Here is a 23,448-nt window from a genome sequence, read left to right on the forward strand (position 1 = left end):
GAACGACATCTCGCCGGGAGTGGGGTTACATTAATTCATGCATTTTCGCATAATCGATGAGCTCGACAATAGTATGCAAACCAAGCTTGGAGTAGATATTGGCTTTGTGCGCACTGATCGTTTTATTGCTGAGTAATAGCTGCTCAGCGATTTCTTTATTGGATAACCCATTTGCCAGATAACGCAAAACCGTGACTTCGCGATTGGAAAGCGGCATGTCATTCAGCTCTCCTTTACGTATATTAATGTTATTAATAAAGTTAAGCGTATCGGACGGGAAAAAAGAATACCCGGATAAGATCATTTTAACCGCATTATAGATATCGTTCAGATCCTTCCGTTTACTGACGAAACCATTTGCGCCTGCCCGGATAGCACGTCCGGCGTAAAACGATTCAGATTTTGAGGACAAAAACAGGACCCGCGTTTTTTCCTGCAGTGATTTAATTCTCTTGAGTAAGGTAAATCCGTCGGCGCCAGGCAGTTCAATATCCAGAATGACGAGGTCGACAGGATAGGTACGCAGATGATCTATTGCCGTGCGGCTGTCATCGGTTTTCAGTACTACCTCGATATTACTATTTTTTTCGAGCAGCACTTCTATCGACATTCTGACAATAGGGTGTTCGTCCATAATGATAACGGATGCTGGTTTCATTGTTTTATGCCTCAAACTGTTTGTGTATCTTGCGATTTTGATAAAACATCAGGCGTTATTAATATTGTCAAATAGCCAAAGATTGTTCTGCGAGAAGAACCGAAAGAATAATATTTCATCCTTGTTCATTCGGTCGTTCTTCGTCAGAACAATAAGTGTGTGGAATATCCATTTCACACCAGGAAAATTTACAATTAATCATAAAACAGTAGGGATTATACCCGCTCTGCTCCTTCGGAAAAGTCTTGTGGTAAGTAACTTCTTAATGGTTGTTACGATATCCTGAAAGATCCCGGTATGTTTACGATTGTTAGTATTATTTTCCTTATGTTTTAATTATGGCAGATTGAAAGTTTTTTTAAAATACTAAAAACAATACAACAGGCTAATTGTTTAGGTTTTGTTAAGAAGTCCCAGGTCGTCTATTAAGAGGTAATACGCAGTATTCGTAAGGTTAAACGCGGTGAGAGGCGTGGTCATAATACCAGGACTAGTTGTAAATATTAAATTTATGTAAAAAATACACGGCATGTCTCAGTGTGAAATAAGTAATTTCTTAAAAAATCTTATTTCACAGCGAGTTATGGTGTTAAATTAAATGAGTAGAGGTAACATTAAGACGGTGTATCAGATGCAAAAAGCGTTGGCGGTGCGGCAATCCCAGGCGTGTAATCAGCTGATTCAGGCGATAGATGATGCGGTGATAAGGCCGGTTCTGCGAATGGGCAATCTTTTTTAGGGATTCACCGCGTAATAGCAATGAAACCATCTCCCAGTCAGCCTGACTTAAGCGCTCAGAATGAATATTATTTAGATTTGGTGATAATAACGCTTCGCGTATGTCTGCAAGCTGCTGCTGACGAGGAAGAACGTAAAAGGGGCCCGTCATGGCAATAAATTTACTTAGACTCTCGTCATTAGCGGTGAGCAATAAAAAAATCTGAATATCACTGCGCTGTTTAACCAGTTGGCGCAACCATTCGAGCGTCTCGAAATAAGATAATTGTAACCCGTCCATGTCAATCACTAACTGACGGCATTCAGGGTCCTGCAGGCTGGTGAGTGCGGACTCAAAATTCTGGAATACGGCCGTGCGGGTACCCGAAAATAAAAAGCGGTTCAGCGTGTAGGCGAGGTAGTAATCGGTGGTGATAATCGCCTGCGATATAGTATCTCCGGGTAGCGTATAATTGAGTTTTTGTGTCAGATACTCAAGTCGGTCAAATACCTGTGGCGCACAGTGATGATATTGATGGGTACAGTGAGTATTGCGTAAACGGCGATGTCGTTCCCGGCGTAGTGCGCTGCGCATCCTTCCTTTTTTCCTTACCGTTTTATTTTCACTGAACCGGATGAATGGCAGGCCATAAATATCCCTGCCCCAATTCCGCGCCAGCCTGCAGGGCAATTTCCTTGTGCTTTTGGGTTTCAATCCCTTCTACAATCATTCGATTCGCGATTGCCTGTCCCCACTGAATGGTTTGTTGGAGCCTGCCTGGTTTTTTACTCAGTGTCCAAAAGGTATTTTTATCCAGCTTAATGCCTGACAATTGCCAATTAGCCTCAATGAATGCAATAAGCAATTCTTCATTAGCATCATCCATCCAGATGGGGGTACCCAAAGCTTCAATATGTTGAATTGTCTTATACACCACAGTGCGTTGAGCGGTGCTGAGCGAAAGGAAAGTAACAGCATCCTGTATTTCGATGACGAGGTTAGGTGGAAAAACAGTGCTGGCCCAATGAAACGATGCCCAGTCCAGGAAGGCCTTCATCGGCAAATTCAGGGAATAAGCGTATTCTGGCCGAAAACGCATGATGTTGGCTATCTGCTGATAAAACAGACTCTGTTGGCGTGGTAAAGAAAGCTGGCGAAAATAGTTTTCGCTATTAATTTTGCGGGGAAAATGGGTCAGGACTTCAAAACCATATCGGTGCGAAGTCGACAAATCAACAATGGGTTCCAGTTTAAACGTAAGGGGGAAAACACGGGCATCATTTTCTATTGAGGACGGTGCATGCTCATATTTATCATTCCATAATAACAGGCTCGGTGTCACGATATCCCCCCGAAGCAGAGCAAATATTACCGAGTGTGTATTTTTATTACCCCGGAAATAATATATAGGTATTATTGTGGCAGCGTAGAAACCGGCACAGTAGGTACTGATACTTAATTGGCTATGAGACATTTCTCATAAAAACACCGGTGCATAAGAAACGGTTCAACTTTGTAGAAAACTCAGGTTAACCCTGATGTATCTTAAGAATTGCTGCTCGTTTTTCACATGCAGCTTTTTCATGATGCTGCGGCGAGTCGCCTTCGCCTGGAGCTCACTGAGCGCAAGCAGATGCGCCGTTTCGGCGATGGTATATCCGCTGGCGAGAAACATTAAAAACTGGCGCTCTGCAATGGAAAAGTTGCGGGTGGTGCAATAGTGGCAGACGGTGGCGGGGACGCTGGAGCGGAGTGCGCGTTTTTGCAAAATGAGCACCATTTTTTTGCTGATCTCTTCGACGTCATCTTCGCGATAAATAAGCGGCAACATGTACAGGCAGGGTCTGAACATCAGCTTATCTTTATCGCATTTGTTGCAAATAATGACCCGATGCTGGTGTCTGGTATGGACAGGAATTTCGTAACAGCCTGCGCTGAACCAATCTTCATCTAACGATAAAAAGGCGATGTCTGCACAATCAATATCGTCGACAGGCAAGAAGCAAATCTTCTGGTGCCACTGATTTGCCAGGCGAGTAATAATGATTTTCAGTCCATGTTCGAAGTGACTGTTTTCTTCTTTGATGGCGATACTTAACATTGAAGAGGTCCTAAACCGCAGGGAAGGGAGTAGGAGAATGTTAAGCAAAATCATTAATTTTCTAAATACATTTAACCTTAATCCGGGCTTTACGGTGCCTGAGTTGTTACCAGGTGATTTCCTGGATACCCGTGGACGAGCAGAAAAAACAACATTCGTACACTTCGCAAGCAACCAGAACAAAAGGCATTGACTCAGCAGGCGCTGACCGTATAATTCACGCGTTTCATCCGCATGAAGTAACCACTTCGCAATGCGCCCTTAGCTCAGTTGGATAGAGCAACGGCCTTCTAAGCCGTAGGTCGTAGGTTCGAATCCTACAGGGCGTACCATTTCGACAGCATTTATCTCTCATCATCCCTGTTGCATTCGCCATTACGCCTAACCTGTAACCTCGTAGTAGACATTTTCCGCAAGATTCAGGAAATGCGTAACGGACAGCAACGGGAGCGTATTCGCTCCCGTTTTCGTCATTTTTCCGATGACATCACCGTACAACAAGAACCGGACATTTTGCGTGGCGCACCACGGCTGAGGCCGTTGAACCCAGCAGATAAGTGCTAAAACCTGGCTTATGTGAACCGATGACGATGAGTTCCGCGTCTACTGCTTCCGCGAGCTTCAGGATCTGATCTTTAGGCGGGCCGTAAACCACGTGGAGCTCCGTCCTGCCGGCAGGAATGTTGAATTGCTTAACGATCTCTTCCAGCTTTTCGGTGGCCTTAACCTGAATGCCACTTCTGTCCGGAAATTCACTGGAGTAGGCCAGTCCTAATGATGCGTAGAATGGGACGGTGGGGATAACGGCTAAAAAATGGACCTTTGCCGTTTTTGCATGCGCCTCGACCTGAGGAATCACCTGGCGAGTTAAATCGGTTTCGGAGATATCAATCGGCACCAGAATAGAACGATACATATTCACCACCTCTTGTTTGTTTTACCGTCCTCTTGAGTGTAGCGAATTGGCACCTTGTGTAATAAGTGACCAGATCAAGGATGTGTGACTATCCCCCTGTCTATCGCGTGGCGAAAGAGATTTATCTTTGCCTTTTTTCATTGTATATTTATTTATATAGCGAGTGGGTATTTAAGGTAATATTCATCCCTGTGCTGCATTCTCCACTTTTTACGCTGATATTTTATTTAATAATGGATTTTTAAACTAATATTCGAGTTTTATATTCTGTTTTTAAGCTAAATTATATAGATACATTCTTATTATATTAAATATGCGATCGCCTTCAAACTTGCCTACATGCTAATTATCATTCCCTTCCAGTTTTGATGAAGGTCAAGAAGTAACCAGGTCGGTGTAATTATTGTCTACCTATTAAAGGGTACGTGGCCTGTGGGAATGAAAGATGAGAAAAATAAATAAAACCATCCTCTGGACAATGCTGCTGTGTATTGTTCTGGGAGCCGTTATTGTTTTGGCTGGGCAATGGACATTGCATAAAACGTCGAGTACTGAGTTTTGTCTGTCATGCCATACCATGCAGGCACCTTACGAGGAATATACCGGCTCGGTCCATTTTCAGAATAAGAAAGGTATTCGCGCTGAATGTGCAGATTGTCATATTCCGCAAGGTGGACTGGATTACCTGATGGCGAAGGTGCGAGCGACAAAAGATGTTTACCATCAGTTAGTCACTAAAAAGATCGATACCCCAGAAAAATTTGAAGAACATCGCCTGGAAATGGCACAAACCGTGTGGGCGCAATTGAAAGCCAGTGATTCGGCCACCTGCCGTAGCTGCCACAGTATGGACGCGATGGATCTTGCCGCACAAAGCGCCGATGCGCAGAAAATGCATAAAATGGGCATTGCGGAAAAACAAACCTGTATTGATTGCCACAAAGGCGTCGCTCATTTCCCTCCTGAAATAAAAATGGATGACAGCGCCCTTAAAGGGCTTGAAGCGCAGTCCGCATCAACTCCCGTAACGGCGAAAGAACTTTATGTTGTCAGTAATACCGCGCTTGGCGACCTGGGTACGGTCTATCCGGCGACCAAAATGCAGGTACTGAAATCGACGGATAATTCGCGACTGGTTGAGATTCGCGGCAGCCAGATGCAGGGAACGGAACAAATCATTTATTACGCGGCGGGTCAGCGCCTGATCCTCGCCAGCCTGAGTGAAAAAGGACAGCAGTCGCTCAAGATTCTCTCTGACTGGAAAGCAGATGACTACGGCAATACGTGGCGGGACGTGGCTCTGCAAGGAGAATGGAGCGGTTCTGCTCTTGCCAGCCGTGAACCGATGTGGGATTACGCACGCAAGCTCGACAATGTGTATTGCGCTGGCTGCCACGCGCCGATCCCTGCTAATCACTTTACGCTCAACGCCTGGCCTTCGGTGGCAAAAGGGATGGGCGCTCGCACCAATATCAGTGAAAACGAACTGGATATCCTGAGCCGTTACTTCCAGTACAACGCGAAAGACATGAATAAATAAGCGATAACACCAGGAGAAATCATGAAACTCACAAGACGTGACTTTATCAAGACGGCTGGCGCGGCAACCGGGACTATGGCGATTTCTTCGGTGATCCCGATGCCAGCCTGGGCTGAAGGCGAAAATGGCGGGGCAATCCTGACGGCCGCACGTTGGGGTGCGGTGTATGTGGAAGTGAAAGACGGTAAAGTGGTTTCCTCAAAAGGCGCATTACCAAAAACCGTGCCGAACTCCTTACAACAAACCGCACCGGACCAGGTGCATACCAATATCCGCGTAAAATATCCGATGGTGCGCAAAAGCTATCTGGAAAACCCAGGTAAAGCAGACGGCAAACGCGGCAGCGATCCTTTTGTGCGGGTGAGTTGGGATCAAGCCCTGAAACTCATCCATGAACAACATAGCCGGATCCGCAGCAGCTATGGTCCAGCTTCGATATTTGCCGGTTCTTATGGCTGGCGCTCCAGCGGCGTTTTGCATAAAGCGCAAACGTTGCTGCAACGTTACATGAGCATGGCGGGCGGATATGCCGGACACTCAGGGGATTATTCAACCGGGGCCGCACAGGTCATCATGCCCTACGTTGTGGGATCGGTTGAAGTCTACGAGCAGCAAACTACCTGGCCAATGGTGCTTGAGCACAGTCAGGTCGTGGTGCTGTGGGGGATGAACCCGCTCAATACGTTAAAAATTGCCTGGAGCAGCACAGATGAACAAGGGATTGAATACTTTAATCTGCTGAAGAAATCAGGGAAAAGCGTCATCGCCATCGATCCTATGCGTTCTGAAACGATTGAATTCTTCGGTGATAACGCCACCTGGATTGCGCCACATATGGGCACCGACGTGGCGATGATGCTTGGGATTGCCCACACGCTGGTGAAGAAAAACCTCCACGACAAAGCGTTCCTGGAAAAATACACCACCGGATACCCGCAGTTTGAAGAGTATCTGCTCGGTAAGAGCGACAACATTGAGAAAACCGCTGAGTGGGCTTCCGGCGTGTGCGGTGTACCTGCAGAACAGTTGGAAAAACTGGCAGACATTTTCTCCAGTAACAAAACCATGTTAATGGCTGGGTGGGGGATCCAACGCCAGCAATACGGCGAGCAAAAACACTGGATGCTGGTGACGCTGGCGGCCATGCTGGGGCAAATTGGTACCGAAGGCGGTGGTTTTGGTTTCTCTTACCACTACTCTAACGGCGGCAACCCGACGCGCACCGGTGGGGTATTACCGGCGATATCCGCCAAAATTGAGGGCGGTTCGTCAGCGGGAAACGACTGGGCGGTTTCTGATGCGGTAACCAGCCTGCCGGTGGCGCGAATCGTCGAAGCGCTGGAAAACCCTGGCGGCAAATATCAGCATAATGGTAAAGAGCAGATCTTCCCGGAGATCAAAATGATCTGGTGGGCAGGTGGCGCTAACTTTACCCATCATCAGGATACTAACCGTTTAATTAAAGCCTGGCAGAAGCCCGAACTGGTTGTTATCTCCGAGTGCTACTGGACCGCAGCGGCCAAACACGCCGATATTGTCCTGCCAATTACCACCTCGTTTGAGCGTAACGATCTGACCATGACCGGCGACTACAGTAACCAGCATCTGGTGCCGATGAAGCAGGTCATCGCGCCGCAGTTTGAAGCGCGCAGTGATTTTGACGTATTTGCCGATCTGGCCGAAATGCTCAAACCAGGCGGAAAAGCGGTCTATAACGAAGGCAAAGATGAAATGGCGTGGTTGAAGCAATTCTACGACGTTGCGCAGAAGGCCGCCCGCGCCCAGCGTGTCGCGATGCCACAGTTCAATGCATTCTGGCAGCAGAATAAATTGATCGAAATGCGTGAAAATGAGAAGAACAACAAATATATTCGCTATGCCGATTTCCGCAGCGATCCGGTGATGAACGCACTCGGTACGCCGAGCGGTAAGATAGAAATCTACTCGAAAACGATTGAGGGCTATAAATATAAAGACTGTCCGCCACATGCCTCCTGGATTGAACCGGATGAGTGGAAAGGCTCTGCGGATAAGGATCAGCTGCAACTACTGACGGCACACCCGGCACATCGTCTACATAGCCAGTTGAACTACGCGTTGCTGCGCAAAGAGTACGCCATTGCCAATCGCGAACCGGTGACGATTCATCCGGATGACGCAAAAGCCAGAGGTATTGCCGAGGGTGATCTGGTGCGTGTCTGGAATGCGCGTGGACAGGTGCTGGTGGGGGCGCACGTCAGCGACGGGATCAAACCTGGGATCATCTGTATTCACGAAGGGGCCTGGCCAGATATTGAAAACGGTATATGTAAAAACGGCGGGGCCAACGTATTGACGGCGGATATTCCAACCTCAAGACTGGCGAATGGCTGCGCAGGTAATACTAGTCTGGTGTACGCGGAGAAATATACTGGCGAAGCGCCAAAACTCACCGTCTTTGATGAGCCTGAAATCGTCACTATGTAATAATGACTGATAAACGGGAACCGCAAGGTTCCCGTTTTTTATTGCTGTTTTGGCAACGTTTTACGGTCGTTAGTCTGCCAGCACGATCACATCCCCCGTTGCAGGAGCATTTGTTCCAGGTAGCCACAATCGCCCCCATGAACCGGTGCAGTGACAGCCGAGAACCGTGTCTGGTTTTTGTTGCTTAATAAATTGCCGTGTCTGCCATAGCTTAAAGGGCGACGCCGTGCGTAAATGAAATCCGCCGATCAGGGCGTGGATCTTTGTCATGCCGGTAATATTTTGACAATGGCGGACGATGTTTTCTATTCCCCGATGCCCGCAGCCGGTAATGATGACTAACCCGCGCTCAGATTTATAGATCAATACACCTTCGTCGCTAATGTAATCCGGTTGGGGGGACTGTCCGTGAATAACGCCATAGGCTTGCGGAGCGGGCACGCTAATTTCGCCGGACCACAAAAAACGCTCACTAATGGCCAACGGTTCGCGGGTGTATTCCATAATGAGTCGAGAGTAGTCGTTATCGCGGGAGAGTTTTTTTATTTTTCGCGACGTTCCCGCGAAGTTTAGTGAGGCGTAACGCTCGCAGGCGATTTGAGGATGGCAAATGATACGACTGTTATCCGCAAGCCACGGCACGCCGCCACAGTGATCATAATGGCCGTGCGAAAGTACCACGGCGGTAAGCTGCGATAAATCAACGCCCATTCGCGCGGCGTTCAGCATAAAGCTGTCATCCGGCCCGGTATCGAACAGGATAGTGGTTGTTTCATCCTGGACTAACAGACTTAATCCAGGCTTTGCCCGTAATGATGTATCTGCGCCAGCAGCGCGTCTGTTTTCAAGCAATACCGTCAGGGTTAACGCCACGTCTGACTCCAGTATTAAAACGGCATACTGTAGCGCAGGGTATTTGAGAGCGTTGTGATCGCAACGCTCTTTAGCGTTATCCGTTATCGCGCACGATTTGCCTGGGCGCGGTGTTTTTCCGCTTGCTGTTCATGGGCATAGGAATGACCATTATTCATCGACTGATGTACGACCATCGCTTTCTCATGTTCATTCATTTGTGCAAATGATTGTGCGTGAGGTGACGTTTCTGCCGCATTAACGCCAGCTGAAATAAAAAATGCGATAGCTAAAAAAGAGGACATCTTATTCATCATATTTCTCCTGTGTGAGTTTACGGAAGAAATTATAATTAGCGAGGACTGTCAGCGGCGTGACAAGATTATGACGGTTATGTCAGAGAATAAATAAAAATACCCGGTCGTCACCGGATGGCGTATTTGCGCCATCCGGTAGGGTTAAATCGCATGTTTTGGCAGCGTCAGAATAAAACGGGTGGCGCGGGCGTCGGAGGTGACAGCCACTTTCCCCTGGTGGGCCGTAACAATCGATTTCACAATCGCCAGGCCAATGCCGCTACCTTCGCCTTTACGCTGTCGTGACGGGTCCACGCGATAGAAACGATCGAAGAGTCGCGGAAGATGTTCTGCGGCGATGGGGTTTCCGGGGTTCTCGACGATAATCTGTACTTGGCCATCTGCCTCTTTAACTCGCACGGTCACCGACTGGCCTTTGGGCGTGTAGCGCATAGCGTTAGACAGCAGATTGCTCAGGGCTCTGCGCAGCATTAACGGATCGCCAGACACCCAGCATGCGCGGCCCTCAAAGCGTAAACTGACCTCGCGCTCTTCTGCCCAGGCCTCGAAAAAGTCAAACACCTTACCGACTTCATCCGCTAGGTTGAGCGCTGTCTTTTCCGGGATTAGCTGATTGTTGTCTGCCTGTGCCAGGAACAGCATATCGCTCACCATCTTCGACATCCGGCCAAACTCTTCGAGATTGGAATAGAGCACATCTTCCAGTTCTTTCTGGCTACGGGGCTGGCTGAGCGCAATTTCCGTTTGTGTGACCAGGTTGGTGATGGGCGTGCGGATCTCATGGGCAATATCCGCTGAGAAATTGGACTGGCGTTTAAATACGTCCTCGATACGTTCGATCATGTGATTAAACGAACTCACCAGTTGTTCCAGTTCAATAGGAACGGCTTGGGGATCCAGGCGCACATCAAGATCTTTCGAGGTGATATTTTGGATGCGGCGACTGACATTACGGATCGGTTCATGACCTTTATAAACGGCGAACAGCACGATAAAAACAATCATCATGCTAATTATCGATGCCGTCATAATCAGTTTGTTTTTCAGATCGTTAATATAATGCAGATGGAAATCTATCGATAACGCTATATACAGCGTCAAGGCCGGTTTACCGTCCGCTAACTGGCCCACAGGCAAACGAATCATTCGCCAGTTGGAGGGGCTGTTTTGCCCGTGATCGTGATTCTGCGTGCGTAGCGTGGGGCCGGAGATTAAAAAGACGTTATTGTTACGGGCATTTTTATCCGGTGTCGCACTGGCGATAAATTGGCGCAGATCCGGCGCGCCAGGTGAATGGAAAATGGCCTTATGGTTGGTATCTTCCAGCGAAATAATGACGTTAGAGTAGCCGGAAACCACATTTTTTAGGGTTTCCAGCCGGCGGGATTCGGGTTCGTTGGGTTGATTGAGGATCCGTTCCAGCGTGGTGCTTATTTCTCTTAAATCGTTGATATCCTGCTCGGCAAAATGGACCTTCACGGAGTGGATCATTATCCAGGCGAAGGCGAAAAATGAGGCGATGGTCGCCAGACTGATAAAAAAGGTCAGGCGCGTTGCCAGCGAAAAGGGGCGTTGCAGGCGCTTAATTGCCATCTGGCACCTCAAGCATATATCCCACACCGCGCACGGTCTGAATCAGCTTCGGTTCAAAATCATTATCAATTTTAGCGCGCAGGCGCTTCACGGCGACGTCAATCGCATTGGTGTCGCTGTCAAAATTCATGTCCCAGACCTGCGAGGCAATCAGCGAGCGGGGCAACACTTCCCCCTGATGGCGCAGGAAAAACTCGAGCAGCGTAAATTCTTTGCTGGTGAGGGTAATGCGGGTGCCGCTGCGGGTGACTTTTCGGCTGACCAGATCGACCATTAAATCCGCAACCTGAAACTGACTCTCGACAATCACCGCCGCTCCGCGACGCAGCAACGTTCTGACTCGCGCCAGCAGTTCGGCAAAGGCAAACGGTTTAACCAGGTAATCATCCGCCCCCAATTCCAGACCTTTGACCCGGTGTTCAATCGTACCCAGCGCGGTGAGGAGTAGAATCGGCATGCCTTTGCTGGCACTGCGCAGCATACGCACGATATCCCAACCGTTCACGTCAGGCAGCATGATGTCGAGAATGATCAGGTCATAATCAGCGGTCATAGCCAGGTGATACCCGTTCAGGCCGTTATCTGCCAAATCGACAACAAAACCGGCTTCCGTCAGGCCCTTAGTCAGGTACTCGCCGGTTTTTTTCTCATCTTCGACGACCAAAATTTTCATCACTTTCTCCTTCACCCACTGGCTGTGCGGGTTTCAATTCTAGAGAAGCGGGATCGGATAGCAATGAGTTATTGGGAAAATGACAGCTTTGTCATTTTACTGTCACCGCTTAAACAGAGTCGATTCGATAAGATGCACGGTAATAAATTCACATTCCAGTCCGGTTTGGACGAAAAGAACTATGTGCAAATTTAAGCTTCTTACCCTCAGTGTTGTTTTTATTCTGGCCGGTTGTTCGCTGGCGCCGGAGTATCAGCGTCCGGCAATGCCGGTGCCGCAGCAATTCTCCTTAAGCCAGAATGCGCTGGTTCCGACACCTCAGGGATATCAGGACACGGGCTGGCGCACCTTTTTCGTTGACGATCAGGTGAAAGCGCTGATTGGCGAGGCGCTGCTGAATAACCGTGATTTACGCATGGCAACCCTGAAGGTTCAGGAAGCAAGAGCACAATATGGGGTGACGGATGCAGACCGCTATCCACAGCTTAATGCTGGCTCCAGCGGCACTTATAGCGGAAAATTTAAAGGTGATACCAGCACGCAGAAAGAATTTGAGGCTGGACTGAATCTCAGTTTCGATTTGGATTTCTTCGGACGGCTGAAAAATATGAGTGAAGCCGAACGACAGAATTTCTTTGCCAGCGAAGAAGCGCGCCGGGCGGTGCATATCTTATTAATTTCCAACGTGTCGCAAAGTTATTTCAACCAGCGCCTGGCTTACGCACAGTTGCAAATCGCCGAAGAAACGCTGCAAAACTATCAGCGCTCTTATGCCTTTGTCGAAAAACAACTGCTAACGGGAAGTACCAATGTCCTGGCGCTGGAACAGGCGCGGGGTGTGATTGAAAGTACGCGCGCCGATATCGCAAAACGTAAAGGCGAACTGGCGCAGGCGAATAATGCGCTGCAGCTGCTGCTGGGCACCTACGGGAAATTACCGGATGACCGGGCGCTCAGCCGCGGTGATATTAACGCGGTGACGCTGCCGCCGTCGCTCCCGTCACAAATACTGCTCCAGCGTCCGGATATTTTAGAAGCCGAGCATGCGTTAATGGCGGCAAATGCCAATATCGGTGCCGCGCGGGCGGCTTTTTTCCCATCTATTACGCTTACCAGTTCGGTATCTGGCAGCAGTAGCGAGCTCTCCAGCTTATTTAATGCCGCCAGCGGCATGTGGAATTTCGTGCCCAAAATTGATATTCCGATTTTTAACGCTGGACGTAACCAGTCAAATCTCGATTTGGCCGAAATACGCCAGCAGCAGTCGGTAGTGAATTACGAACAAAAAATCCAGAACGCGTTTAAAGAAGTGGCGGATGCACTGGTGCTGCGCCAAAGTCTGGCAGATCAAATTACCGCTCAGCAGCGCTATCTGGACTCTTTGCAAATCACGCTGCAACGCGCCAGAGCGCTCTATCAAAATGGTGCAGTCAGCTATATCGAAGTACTGGACGCAGAGCGTTCTTTATTCGCTACCCGGCAATCGTTGCTCGATCTTAATTATGCCCAGCAGGTTAATGAAATTAAGCTGTTTACTGCCCTGGGCGGCGGTTGGGTGGAATAACCTTAAATATTAATTTTTCAGGAGCATAAAGTATGAATACTACCGTCAAAGCCGCATTATTGAGTCTTTTCTCTGTGGTTATATTTAATGCTCAGGCCAGTGAGCATCAGCATGGCGAAATGATGAATATGCAAACTGCTGCCCAGCAGGGACAAATTATCAGCGCTACTGGCGTGATTGAATCTATTGATACGGCAAGCAAAAAAATCACCATCAAGCATGAACCTATTCCGGCGGTGAACTGGCCTGCCATGACCATGCGTTTTACGCTGGTCCCGGAAACAAAGGCTGATGATATTAAGCCCGGCGATAAGGTTGCCTTTACCTTTGTTCAACAGGGAAACCTCTCTGTATTACGTGATATTCACGTCAGTCAATAACGTCGTTCGCAGGTCTCTTTTATTCTCACCCGCCTTCCCTGAACGCGGGTGAGACACTCGCGCAATGGAAATCACTATGGCGTCTTTAAACATTAAAAATACCGCGCTTATTCTTGCCAGCATGATTATCGGTGGAGTTATTTCTGTCGGTATATATCCTTATTTGTCATCAGCAAACGTCTCGACCGACAGCGGCTCCGCTACGCAAAAAGAGGCGCGTAAAGTGCTGTTCTGGTATGACCCAATGTACCCGAATACGCGTTTTGATAAGCCGGGTAAATCGCCGTTTATGGATATGGATCTGATCCCGAAATATGCCGATGAAGAGACCGCGAGCGACTCAGCTGCAAGCGTGCGAATCGATCCAACGCAAACCCAAAATCTGGGGCTAAAAACAGAGGCCGTGCGCCGCGGGCCGTTGCAGTATGCACAAACTTTCCCGGCCAACGTCAGCTATAACGAATATCAGTTTGTCATTGTGCAGGCGCGTTCTGCGGGTTTTATCGAAAAAGTGTATCCATTGACCGTCGGAGACAAAATTAAAAAAGGCGCGCCGCTGATTGATCTGACCATCCCCGACTGGGTTGAAGCGCAGAGCGAATATCTGCTGCTGCGTGAAACCGGCGGTACCGCCACCCAGGTCGACGGTATTCTCGAAAGATTACGTCTGGCCGGGATGCCCGAGCAGGACATCCAGCGCTTAAAATCGACCCGTCAAATTCAGACCCGCTTCACCCTGCGCGCCCCCATCGATGGGGTAATCACTGCCTTTGATTTGCGCACCGGCATGAACATTTCGAAAGATAACGTGGTGGCAAAAATTCAGGGAATGGATCCGGTGTGGGTCAGCGCGTCTGTCCCGGAATCTATCGCCTGGCTGATTAAAGACGCCTCGCAGTTTACGATTACCGTACCCGCCTGGCCGGATAAAACGTTCACCATCAGCAAGTGGAGTATTTTGCCGAGCGTGGATGCCACAACGCGCACCCTCCAGTTGCGTTTGCAGGTCGAAAACCCTGACGAGGCGCTCAAGCCGGGTATGAATGCTTACCTCAAGCTAAAAACACAAAGCGAGCCGATGCTGCTGATCCCGTCCAAAGCGCTGATTGATACCGGCAGCGAGCAGCGGGTGATAACCGTCGATAACGATGGGCGCTTTGTGCCGAAGCAGGTTGCCGTATTCCATGAATCTCAGGGGCTAACGGCTATCCGTTCCGGCCTGACGGAAGGTGAGAAAGTCGTCTCCAGCGGTCTGTTCCTGATTGATTCCGAGGCGAATATTTCCGGTGCGCTGGATCGGATGCGCGCCTGGAAGAGTGGTGCGCAAGATGCCCCCGCAATGCCAGCCCCGGCGACCCATTCACACTGAGGATATAACAAATGATTGAATGGATTATTCGTCGCTCGGTGGCTAACCGTTTTCTGGTGATGATGGGGGCGCTGTTCCTTAGCATCTGGGGAACATGGACCATCATCAACACCCCCGTGGATGCGCTGCCGGATCTCTCTGATGTGCAGGTGATTATCAAAACCAGCTATCCGGGACAGGCTCCGCAAATCGTTGAGAACCAGGTCACTTATCCTCTGACCACTACCATGCTGTCGGTGCCCGGTGCGAAAACGGTGCGCGGCTTCTCGCAGTTTGGCGACTCTTATGTGTATGTGATTTTTGAAGATGGCACCGACCCATACTGGGCACGCTCCCGCGTACTGGAATATCTCAACCAGGTGCAGGGGAAATTACCAGCAGGCGTCAGTGCGGAAATGGGGCCGGATGCCACCGGCGTCGGCTGGATCTTTGAATATGCGCTGGTGGACCGCAGTGGTAAACACGATCTGGCCGAATTACGGTCTCTGCAGGACTGGTTTTTAAAGTATGAGTTAAAAACGATCCCCAACGTAGCGGAAGTGGCTTCGGTAGGCGGCGTGGTCAAAGAGTACCAGGTTGTTATCGATCCGATGAAGTTGACGCAATACGGTATCAGCCTGTCTGAGGTGAAATCGGCGCTGGATGCGTCTAACCAGGAGGCGGGCGGTTCCTCCGTGGAGATGGCGGAAGCGGAATACATGGTGCGTGCCAGCGGGTATCTGCAAACCCTCGATGACTTCAACACTATTGTGCTGAAATCCGGGGCTGACGGTGTACCTGTGTATCTGCGCGATGTCGCGCGCGTGCAGATTGGGCCGGAAATGCGCCGTGGGATCGCCGAACTGAATGGCGAAGGTGAAGTGGCTGGCGGCGTTGTGATTCTGCGCTCGGGTAAAAATGCGCGTGAGGTCATCTCCGCCGTTAAAGACAAACTCGAGACGCTGAAAAGCAGCCTGCCGGAAGGCGTTGAGGTAGTTACAACATACGATCGCAGCCAGCTTATTGACCGCGCGATTGATAACCTGAGCTACAAGCTGCTGGAAGAGTTCATCGTTGTGGCGCTGGTGTGCGCGCTGTTCCTGTGGCATATCCGCTCGGCGCTGGTGGCGATAATCTCCCTGCCGTTGGGGTTGTGTATTGCGTTTATCGTGATGCATTTCCAGGGGCTAAACGCCAACATTATGTCGCTTGGGGGAATCGCTATTGCGGTGGGGGCGATGGTCGATGCCGCGATTGTAATGATTGAAAACGCGCATAAGCGGCTGGAAGAGTGGGAGCATCAGCATCCGGGTGAAAAGCTGGATAACGCCACGCGCTGGCAGGTGATCACCAACGCCTCGGTGGAAGTGGGACCGGCGCTATTCATCAGTTTACTGATTATTACCCTGTCGTTTATCCCTATTTTTACCCTTGAGGGACAGGAAGGGCGACTGTTTGGCCCGCTGGCGTTCACCAAAACCTATGCCATGGCCGGCGCGGCGTTTCTGGCGATTGTGGTGATCCCAATCCTGATGGGATTTTGGATCCGCGGCAAAATCCCGGCGGAAAGCAGCAACCCGCTTAACCGTTTCTTAATTCGTATTTACCATCCGCTGCTGCTGAAGGTACTGCACTGGCCGAAGGCCACCCTGCTGGTGGCGGTGCTGTCGATCCTGACGGTTATTTGGCCACTGAATAAAGTTGGCGGCGAATTCTTACCGCAGATCAACGAAGGCGATCTGCTGTATATGCCGTCGACCCTGCCGGGGATTTCGGCGGCGCAGGCGGCGGATATGCTGCAAAAAACCGACAAGCTGATCATGACCGTCCCGGAAGTGGCGCGTGTGTTTGGTAAAACCGGCAAGGCTGAAACCGCCACCGATTCCGCGCCGCTGGAAATGGTTGAAACCACCATTCAGTTGAAACCGCAGGATCAGTGGCGTCCGGGAATGACGATGGACAAAATCATTGAGGAGCTGGATAAAACGGTTCGGCTGCCGGGGCTGGCAAACTTGTGGGTGCCGCCGATTCGTAACCGCATCGACATGCTCTCTACCGGGATCAAAAGCCCAATCGGGATTAAGGTGTCGGGCACTGTGCTGGCGGATATTGACGCCACGGCCGAGCAAATCGAAGAAGTGGCCAGAACCGTGCCCGGCGTCGCCTCCGCATTGGCGGAACGTCTGGAAGGCGGGCGCTATCTTAGCGTCGATATTCAGCGTGAAAAGGCTGCGCGTTATGGCATGACGGTAGGTGATGTACAGCTATTCATTACCTCGGCGGTAGGTGGCGCGATGGTAGGCGAAACGGTTGAAGGAATTGCCCGCTACCCGATCAACCTTCGCTATCCGCAAAGCTATCGCGACAGCCCGGAAGCGTTACGACAGCTGCCGATCCTGACGCCAATGAAGCAGCAGATAACGCTGGCCGATGTGGCGGATGTGAAGGTTGTTTCAGGCCCGTCGATGCTGAAGACCGAGAACGCGCGACCGACCAGCTGGATTTACATCGATGCCCGCGATCGCGACATGGTTTCGGTGGTGAACGATCTGAAAAAAGCGATTGCTGAGAACGTCCAGCTAAAACCGGGGACCAGCGTGGCGTTTTCGGGGCAGTTTGAGCTGCTCGAACGCGCCAGCCATAAGCTCAAACTGATGGTGCCGATGACGCTGATGATCATCTTTGTGCTGTTGTATCTGGCGTTCCGTCGTTTTGGTGAAGCGCTGCTGATTATCACCAGCGTGCCGTTCGCACTGGTGGGCGGGATTTGGTTCCTCTACTGGATGGGATTCCATATGTCGGTAGCGACCGGGACCGGATTTATTGCGCTGGCAGGCGTTGCCGCTGAGTTCGGTGTGGTTATGCTGATGTATCTGCGCCACGCCATCGAGGCGGAGCCTGCGCTGGAAAATCCGCAGACCTTTACGGTCGCTAAGCTGGATGAGGCGTTATACCACGGGGCGGTGCTTCGCGTGCGTCCCAAAGCGATGACCGTGGCGGTGATTATTGCTGGCCTGTTGCCGATTTTATGGGGAACCGGGGCCGGGTCTGAAGTGATGAGCCGGATAGCCGCCCCGATGATTGGCGGTATGATCACTGCGCCGCTGCTGTCGCTGTTTATCATCCCTGCGGCCTATAAGCTGATGTGGCTGCACCGACATCGTCCGCAGAAATAAAGCCCTGATAGCGTTGCGCCTGAAAACCCCGTCAGGCGTGGCGCTACTTTTCCAATGCCTTAACCCGTTTTCTGTACTCGCCCGGCGTGCAACCATATTCGCGCAGAAAAATTTTGTGAAACGACGATTCGCTGGCGTAGCCTACCGATTCGGCAATCACGATCAAAGGCCGTGAATCGCGAGACAGCATCTGGGCGGCGAATTGCAAACGTAGCGTGGTTAAGACGGCGAGCGGCGTGGAGTTTGAGACTTCACGGAACAGCTGCGCGAAGCTGGCCCGCGACATATGCGCCCGCTGCGCCAGTTCTTCGACGGTCCACGGATGAGCGGGCGACTCCAGCATCAGGTTGACGATGGCTCCCAGTCTGGGATGCAGCAGCAGATTCAGCATATTTTTGCCCGGTGAGGCCTGTGCCAGCCACTCGCGAACGGCGAGTGTAAACAGCGTGGCGCATTGCTGGCTGCATACCACCTCAGAACCCGGCTGCATATTTATCGATTCCTGTTGCAGCAGCTCAATCATGGCTTTCAGCCACTGACTGACGGGGCTATTTCCCTCTGGCTGCAACAACAATACTTCCGGCAGCGCGGTTAAAAAATAGCGTGAAGATGCCTGTAGCCGCAGGCTTCCGCAGACAATATGCGTTTGTTCATCGCCCGACTGGCTGAGTCGATGTGCGGAGTTTTGCGGCAGGATGACTATCGTACCAGGATGTAACGTAGAAGATGTTCCGTCAGGCATATCCAGTTGAACCGCGCCCTGAGTCACCGTATGCCAGCGGATAACCGACAGCTCTCCCGCCGCATGCGGCAACTGCCAGTCTTTGCCCAGTGGACAGTTTTTATCAATGGAACCCTGCGGGTCGTTAAGTATCAGTAATCGGCTAAGCGCGTCCATAAAGACTCCTGAACAATTTCATGCGTTGAGGAAAGCATCGCTATTATCGCTAAAATTCTATATTAAATTAATATCATCAAATTGTTAGCATGATCTACTGTTTCATTATCACGGGATTTGTTTTGTCGTCATTTAGACGATTGGACAAAAACAAGCGCGTTATGGATACGCTGTTCATCTTCTTCACTCCTTATAATTGGGTTTAACAAATGAACAGTGACTTTGCGGAGAGACAGCATGAATCAGTATCAGGCGATTATTATTGGATTTGGCAAGGCGGGTAAGACGCTGGCGGTTACCCTGGCAAAAGCGGGTTGGCAGGTGGCGATTATCGAGCAGTCGAACACGATGTACGGTGGAACATGCATTAATATCGGCTGCATTCCAACTAAAACCCTGGTACACGATGCTGAGCTTCAGCATGACTTTGCCACGGCGATGCAGCGTAAGGCCTCGGTGGTCAGTTTTCTGCGCGATAAAAACTTCCATAACCTTGCCGATCTGGACAACATAGATGTGATTGAGGGGCGCGCGGAGTTTATCGATAACCATACCGTGCGGGTGATGCAGTCCACAGGGACGCTTGAACTTCGCGGTGAGAAGATCTTTATCAATACTGGCGCGCAGGCAACGATGCCGAACATCGAGGGATTAACCAGCACGCCTGGCGTGTTCGACAGCACCGGATTGCTGAATCTGACGCAGCGCCCGCAGCGGTTGGGGATTTTGGGTGGCGGATATATTGGCGTTGAATTCGCCTCAATGTTTGCCAACTTCGACAGCAAGGTCACTATCTTTGAAGCCGCGCCGCTATTTTTACCGCGTGAAGACCGGGATGTTGCAGATGCCATAGCCCAAATTTTGCGCGATAAAGGCGTCGAGCTAATCCTTAATGCCAATGTACGCTCGGTATCGTCCCAGGACGGTGCGGTGCAGGTACAGATGCAGGAAGAGACGCATTTGGTGGACGCGCTGCTGGTCGCATCAGGACGCAAACCGGCGACGGAAAAACTGCAGCTGAAAAATGCCGGTGTGGACGTCAACGATCGCGGCGGGATTATTGTGAATAAATATCTGCGCACCTCCGCAGATAATATCTGGGCGATGGGTGATGTCACCGGTGGTTTGCAATTTACCTACATCTCCCTGGATGATTTCCGTATTGTACGTGACGGCCTGTTGGGTGAAGGGTTGCGCAATACCGACGATCGCCAAAATGTGCCGTATTCCGTCTTTATGACGCCGCCGCTTTCCCGCATAGGGATGACAGAAGAACAGGCTCGTACCAGCGGTGCGGAGGTACAAGTGGTGTCACTACCCGTCGCGGCGATCCCACGAGCACGGGTGATGGATGATACGCGCGGTATGCTGAAAGCGGTGGTTGATGCAAATACTCAGCAGATATTAGGTGTGTCACTACTGTGTGTGGACTCTCATGAGATAATTAATATTATTAAAACCGTTATGGATGCCGGATTACCGTATAGCGTATTACGTGACCAAATATTTACGCATCCCAGCATGAGTGAATCATTAAACGACCTTTTCTCATTAGTTAAATGATAATAACTGTGTCTGCATTTTTGCCCCACCAGTGTGGGGCTTTTTTATTGGTGTAACACAGTGTCTCAATAATACGTATTGACAGTTATTCTGGCGTTATTGATGGCATAAAATAAAGCGGATTCTTTTATTCTGTTGCGACTGAAATCACTCGTTAATGGAAATCAATATGAACATGTTTAAAACAACGTTATTGATGACTTCTTTGCTGACTGCATCTGTGACATTTTCTGCTTTGGCGCAGCAACCCATCGAGGTCGCCCGCGTTAGCGTATCGGCGATCGCAGGCACCCCTTCTGGCGTTGAAGATGCGATTGCGAAACTGGCGCAGGAAAAGCAGGCATCATCGTGGAAAATCACCTCAATGAGAATGGATGGAAGCACCCACGCTACGGCGATTTTGTACAAGTGAGGAACGCTGCAATGGAAAAATATCTTCGCCTGCTGGGGCAGGGGGATCGCGTTGGATTAACGTTGATTCGTTTGAGTATCGCGATTGTTTTTATCTGGATTGGCTTATTAAAATTTGTACCTTACGAGGCTGACAGTATTACACCATTTGTCGCTAACAGTCCGGTGATGTCATTTTTTTATGAACACCCCGAAGAATACAAACAGCATTTGACGCACGAAGGTGAATTTAAACCGCAAGAGCGAGAATGGCAAACTGCCAATAATACTTACAGCTTCTCGAATGGGCTTGGTGTCGTTGAGATTATTATCGCACTGCTGGTGTTGACGAATTCTGTTAACCGCTGGTTGGGATTAATCGGCGGTCTGCTGGCATTTGCAACACCGATTGTCACCCTGTCTTTTTTAATTACCACACCAGAAGCATGGGTTATGCCGCTGGGCGATCTCCACCATGGATTTCCGTATTTATCGGGGGCCGGGCGACTGGTTCTAAAAGATACGTTAATGCTGGCGGGTGCGGTAATGATTATTGCTGATTCAGCGCGGGCAATCGTTAAGCAGCGGTACTGACTTTCTCGCGTTGTACCCTCTGTAAGATAGTATGCCACTATAGTTTAATACGGTAATTACCGAGGCCAGCATGATGCTGGCTTTTTTTTACCTTAAGTTAAATATTTTTTATCTCCAAAAGTCCGCTTTCTTCATCTTTTTATTCCTTTTTGTTATGCTTGATGCGCAACTTCGCATGGTTTTAGGCATGACTTCAGCTAGAATTAATTCACATCAAACGTTTTTACATATCAATAAAACATTAAAGATAGTTAAAAACTTAAATTTGTACCAACTGTTTGACATGGAATCCACTATGGTAATTAAGCACCAGGGGTGGATGCTGTTCTCGCGTTTTTGTCTACCAACAAGACCGGGACATATCTTAAATATGGACATAAGGATTTTAGAATGAGCTTTGGATTAGCAAAGGACAACAAGTTTGAAATCATCGCTACCCTACGTGAAGAGCTGCACAAGAAGGCGAAGCTGGAAGTCTTATGTGGTGACAGCAGCGTTATCACGCAGTTAGAAAAGATCGATTTCGAACGCTTTGTGCTCTCCCCGCACAAAGACATTGTTCCTGAAAAGGTCCAATACTTTATCCTGCACAGCGATAGCGGGATTGTTAAGTTTAGCGCCAGATACGAGCCATCATCAGACGCGGAAGCAGGGTTGTCCTACCATATCCCGGATATGATTTTCTTTGCTCAACAGCGACAAAATCAGCGTTTCTCCTTCTTGAAAGGCTACGATTTTTTCTGCACGGGTCGTTACAAAAACGGCGAAAACTATTCTCTGAAGGTTAAGAATATTTCTCAGGGGGGCTGCGCGTTAGTTGTGAAGGATGTGAATGCACGATTCCTTTATAAAGATGCGGTTATTAAAGCTGCCTCCCTGGATTTTGATGTGTTCGGCAGTTTAGTGCTTGATTTAAAAGTGATTGATGTCGTCATGATCAATGAGTTTGATGAGGATAATCAGCTGTACTCCTGCTACCAGATATCATGTGGGTTTGATTTTAAGAACCGCCGTGAAGAGGCAGAAGTAGAGAAAATAATCATCAAGTTTTTAATGAGTAATAAGATTAGAAGTTTATAAGGAACGGTGAACAGGATGTTGATGTGCGGTACTGATAATTTTGTAGGCAGCGGTATGTTCGCCTATCTGACAAGTAAACATGTACCGATCAAAACATTCCCGTTTGATGACATGTTGCATCAATCATCCTTGTGCCAACATCAAACAATGGTTTTTAATATCATTAACAACGAACAACCGTGTTCTGCAATAGTGCAGTTTTTGAATAAAAACCGATTTAAATTTTATAATAACGTTATCGTCATTGTTGCTGACAGTTTGGTGGCGAAATTATGTGCTGAGTTATTATATGTTGAAAAAACCATTGTTCTGACGGAAAAATCATCACTGCGTGATTTTGCGCAATTAGCAACGTTAGCAGTCGGGAAATGGAATCCCCGACTGTATCGTTCGCAGAAAAGGTTAACGGAAAGAGAACAGCAGATCCTGAGTCTATTGGTAAATGGTTATACTGCCAAAGAAATTTCTGAATTAGTGGGCCTGAACTATAAAACGATTCAAGCGCATAAAATGCGGGTGGTCGCAAAACTGGGGCTGGCCAACACCTCTGATTTGAATAAACTAATTATTCGATTTACCCATAGTTTGTCTTTTTTGCCCTAATCTGAACATTCTTTTCTG

At 49.3% G+C, this 23,448-nt stretch carries 21 protein-coding genes and 1 tRNA gene; 12 read left to right on the plus strand and 10 right to left on the minus strand.

What is annotated here, in order from left to right:
- Nucleotides 1-25: 25 nt before the first annotated feature.
- The 4 genes from fimZ to fimW form a co-directional block, all read right to left on the minus strand.
- A complete protein-coding gene (gene fimZ, locus JQ822_RS01085; protein ID WP_117342165.1) occupies nucleotides 26-658 on the minus strand; it encodes a fimbria biosynthesis transcriptional regulator FimZ in 633 nt (210 codons plus the stop codon).
- Nucleotides 659-1,247: 589 nt separating this feature from the next.
- On the minus strand, nucleotides 1,248-1,970 hold the full coding sequence (fimY, locus tag JQ822_RS01090; protein WP_213131920.1) for a fimbria biosynthesis regulator FimY: 723 nt from the start codon (nucleotides 1,968-1,970) through the stop codon (nucleotides 1,248-1,250).
- Between the two features lie 28 nt (nucleotides 1,971-1,998).
- Nucleotides 1,999-2,718 (minus strand): EAL domain-containing protein, encoded by a 720-nt coding sequence (locus tag JQ822_RS01095; RefSeq protein ID WP_213131921.1) that lies wholly within the window; start codon nucleotides 2,716-2,718, stop codon nucleotides 1,999-2,001.
- 165 nt (nucleotides 2,719-2,883) lie between these two features.
- Nucleotides 2,884-3,477, minus strand: coding sequence for a fimbria biosynthesis transcriptional regulator FimW (gene fimW / locus JQ822_RS01100; protein WP_213131922.1), 594 nt, complete (start codon nucleotides 3,475-3,477; stop codon nucleotides 2,884-2,886).
- A 255-nt stretch (nucleotides 3,478-3,732) separates the two neighbouring features.
- On the opposite strand from fimW, the gene JQ822_RS01105 reads away from it, so the two are divergent.
- Nucleotides 3,733-3,809, plus strand: a tRNA-Arg gene (locus tag JQ822_RS01105).
- 155 nt (nucleotides 3,810-3,964) lie between these two features.
- Here JQ822_RS01105 and uspF read toward each other — a convergent pair.
- Nucleotides 3,965-4,393: a universal stress protein UspF gene (gene uspF / locus JQ822_RS01110; protein WP_213131923.1), complete on the minus strand. Its 429-nt coding sequence runs from the start codon at nucleotides 4,391-4,393 to the stop codon at nucleotides 3,965-3,967.
- A 445-nt stretch (nucleotides 4,394-4,838) separates the two neighbouring features.
- Here uspF and JQ822_RS01115 point away from each other — a divergent pair, with 445 nt between their 5' ends.
- Both JQ822_RS01115 and JQ822_RS01120 read left to right on the plus strand, forming a co-directional pair.
- Entirely contained in the window at nucleotides 4,839-5,933 is a 1,095-nt protein-coding gene (locus tag JQ822_RS01115; protein WP_213131924.1) for a NapC/NirT family cytochrome c, read from the plus strand.
- Between the two features lie 21 nt (nucleotides 5,934-5,954).
- Nucleotides 5,955-8,399: a trimethylamine-N-oxide reductase 2 gene (locus JQ822_RS01120; protein ID WP_213131925.1), complete on the plus strand. Its 2,445-nt coding sequence runs from the start codon at nucleotides 5,955-5,957 to the stop codon at nucleotides 8,397-8,399.
- A gap of 69 nt (nucleotides 8,400-8,468) precedes the next feature.
- On the opposite strand, the gene JQ822_RS01125 is transcribed toward JQ822_RS01120, so the two are convergent.
- The 4 genes from JQ822_RS01125 to cusR form a co-directional block, all read right to left on the minus strand.
- Complete coding sequence (locus tag JQ822_RS01125; RefSeq protein ID WP_213131926.1) at nucleotides 8,469-9,272, minus strand: MBL fold metallo-hydrolase; 804 nt, start codon at nucleotides 9,270-9,272, stop codon at nucleotides 8,469-8,471.
- Between the two features lie 83 nt (nucleotides 9,273-9,355).
- Nucleotides 9,356-9,565 carry a hypothetical protein gene (locus tag JQ822_RS01130; RefSeq protein ID WP_213132949.1) on the minus strand — a complete coding sequence of 70 codons (210 nt, stop codon included), beginning with the start codon at nucleotides 9,563-9,565 and terminating at the stop codon, nucleotides 9,356-9,358.
- A 144-nt stretch (nucleotides 9,566-9,709) separates the two neighbouring features.
- Nucleotides 9,710-11,161: a Cu(+)/Ag(+) sensor histidine kinase gene (locus JQ822_RS01135; protein ID WP_213131927.1), complete on the minus strand. Its 1,452-nt coding sequence runs from the start codon at nucleotides 11,159-11,161 to the stop codon at nucleotides 9,710-9,712.
- A complete protein-coding gene (cusR, locus tag JQ822_RS01140; protein WP_213131928.1) occupies nucleotides 11,151-11,834 on the minus strand; it encodes a copper response regulator transcription factor CusR in 684 nt (227 codons plus the stop codon). The genes JQ822_RS01135 and cusR overlap by 11 nt, the downstream gene beginning before the upstream one ends.
- Before the next feature lie 181 nt (nucleotides 11,835-12,015).
- Between cusR and JQ822_RS01145 the strand changes: the two genes are divergently transcribed.
- From JQ822_RS01145 to JQ822_RS01160, 4 genes are all read left to right on the plus strand, one after another.
- Complete coding sequence (locus JQ822_RS01145) at nucleotides 12,016-13,398, plus strand: efflux transporter outer membrane subunit (RefSeq protein ID WP_213131929.1); 1,383 nt, start codon at nucleotides 12,016-12,018, stop codon at nucleotides 13,396-13,398.
- Between the two features lie 32 nt (nucleotides 13,399-13,430).
- Nucleotides 13,431-13,778, plus strand: coding sequence for a cation efflux system protein CusF (gene cusF / locus JQ822_RS01150; RefSeq protein WP_213131930.1), 348 nt, complete (start codon nucleotides 13,431-13,433; stop codon nucleotides 13,776-13,778).
- A 76-nt stretch (nucleotides 13,779-13,854) separates the two neighbouring features.
- Entirely contained in the window at nucleotides 13,855-15,147 is a 1,293-nt protein-coding gene (locus tag JQ822_RS01155; protein WP_213131931.1) for an efflux RND transporter periplasmic adaptor subunit, read from the plus strand.
- Nucleotides 15,148-15,158: 11 nt separating this feature from the next.
- Entirely contained in the window at nucleotides 15,159-18,302 is a 3,144-nt protein-coding gene (locus JQ822_RS01160; RefSeq protein WP_213131932.1) for a CusA/CzcA family heavy metal efflux RND transporter, read from the plus strand.
- A gap of 43 nt (nucleotides 18,303-18,345) precedes the next feature.
- Here the strand turns inward: JQ822_RS01160 and rclR are convergent, their stop codons facing one another.
- Nucleotides 18,346-19,200: a reactive chlorine-specific transcriptional regulator RclR gene (gene rclR, locus JQ822_RS01165; protein ID WP_213131933.1), complete on the minus strand. Its 855-nt coding sequence runs from the start codon at nucleotides 19,198-19,200 to the stop codon at nucleotides 18,346-18,348.
- Nucleotides 19,201-19,437: 237 nt separating this feature from the next.
- Between rclR and rclA the strand changes: the two genes are divergently transcribed.
- The 5 genes from rclA to JQ822_RS01190 all read left to right on the plus strand — a co-directional run bounded on the left by rclA (nucleotide 19,438) and on the right by JQ822_RS01190 (nucleotide 23,430).
- Nucleotides 19,438-20,763 (plus strand): reactive chlorine resistance oxidoreductase RclA, encoded by a 1,326-nt coding sequence (gene rclA / locus JQ822_RS01170; RefSeq protein WP_213131934.1) that lies wholly within the window; start codon nucleotides 19,438-19,440, stop codon nucleotides 20,761-20,763.
- Between the two features lie 175 nt (nucleotides 20,764-20,938).
- On the plus strand, nucleotides 20,939-21,175 hold the full coding sequence (gene rclB / locus JQ822_RS01175) for a reactive chlorine resistance periplasmic protein RclB (protein WP_342344233.1): 237 nt from the start codon (nucleotides 20,939-20,941) through the stop codon (nucleotides 21,173-21,175).
- Nucleotides 21,176-21,186: 11 nt separating this feature from the next.
- On the plus strand, nucleotides 21,187-21,747 hold the full coding sequence (rclC, locus tag JQ822_RS01180) for a reactive chlorine resistance membrane protein RclC (protein WP_213132950.1): 561 nt from the start codon (nucleotides 21,187-21,189) through the stop codon (nucleotides 21,745-21,747).
- 390 nt (nucleotides 21,748-22,137) lie between these two features.
- Nucleotides 22,138-22,827, plus strand: coding sequence for a pilus assembly protein PilZ (locus tag JQ822_RS01185; RefSeq protein ID WP_213131936.1), 690 nt, complete (start codon nucleotides 22,138-22,140; stop codon nucleotides 22,825-22,827).
- Between the two features lie 21 nt (nucleotides 22,828-22,848).
- Complete coding sequence (locus tag JQ822_RS01190) at nucleotides 22,849-23,430, plus strand: helix-turn-helix transcriptional regulator (protein WP_213131937.1); 582 nt, start codon at nucleotides 22,849-22,851, stop codon at nucleotides 23,428-23,430.
- Nucleotides 23,431-23,448 lie beyond the last annotated feature (18 nt).

This window comes from Citrobacter sp. FP75 (assembly GCF_018342065.1).
GTDB lineage: Bacteria > Pseudomonadota > Gammaproteobacteria > Enterobacterales > Enterobacteriaceae > Citrobacter.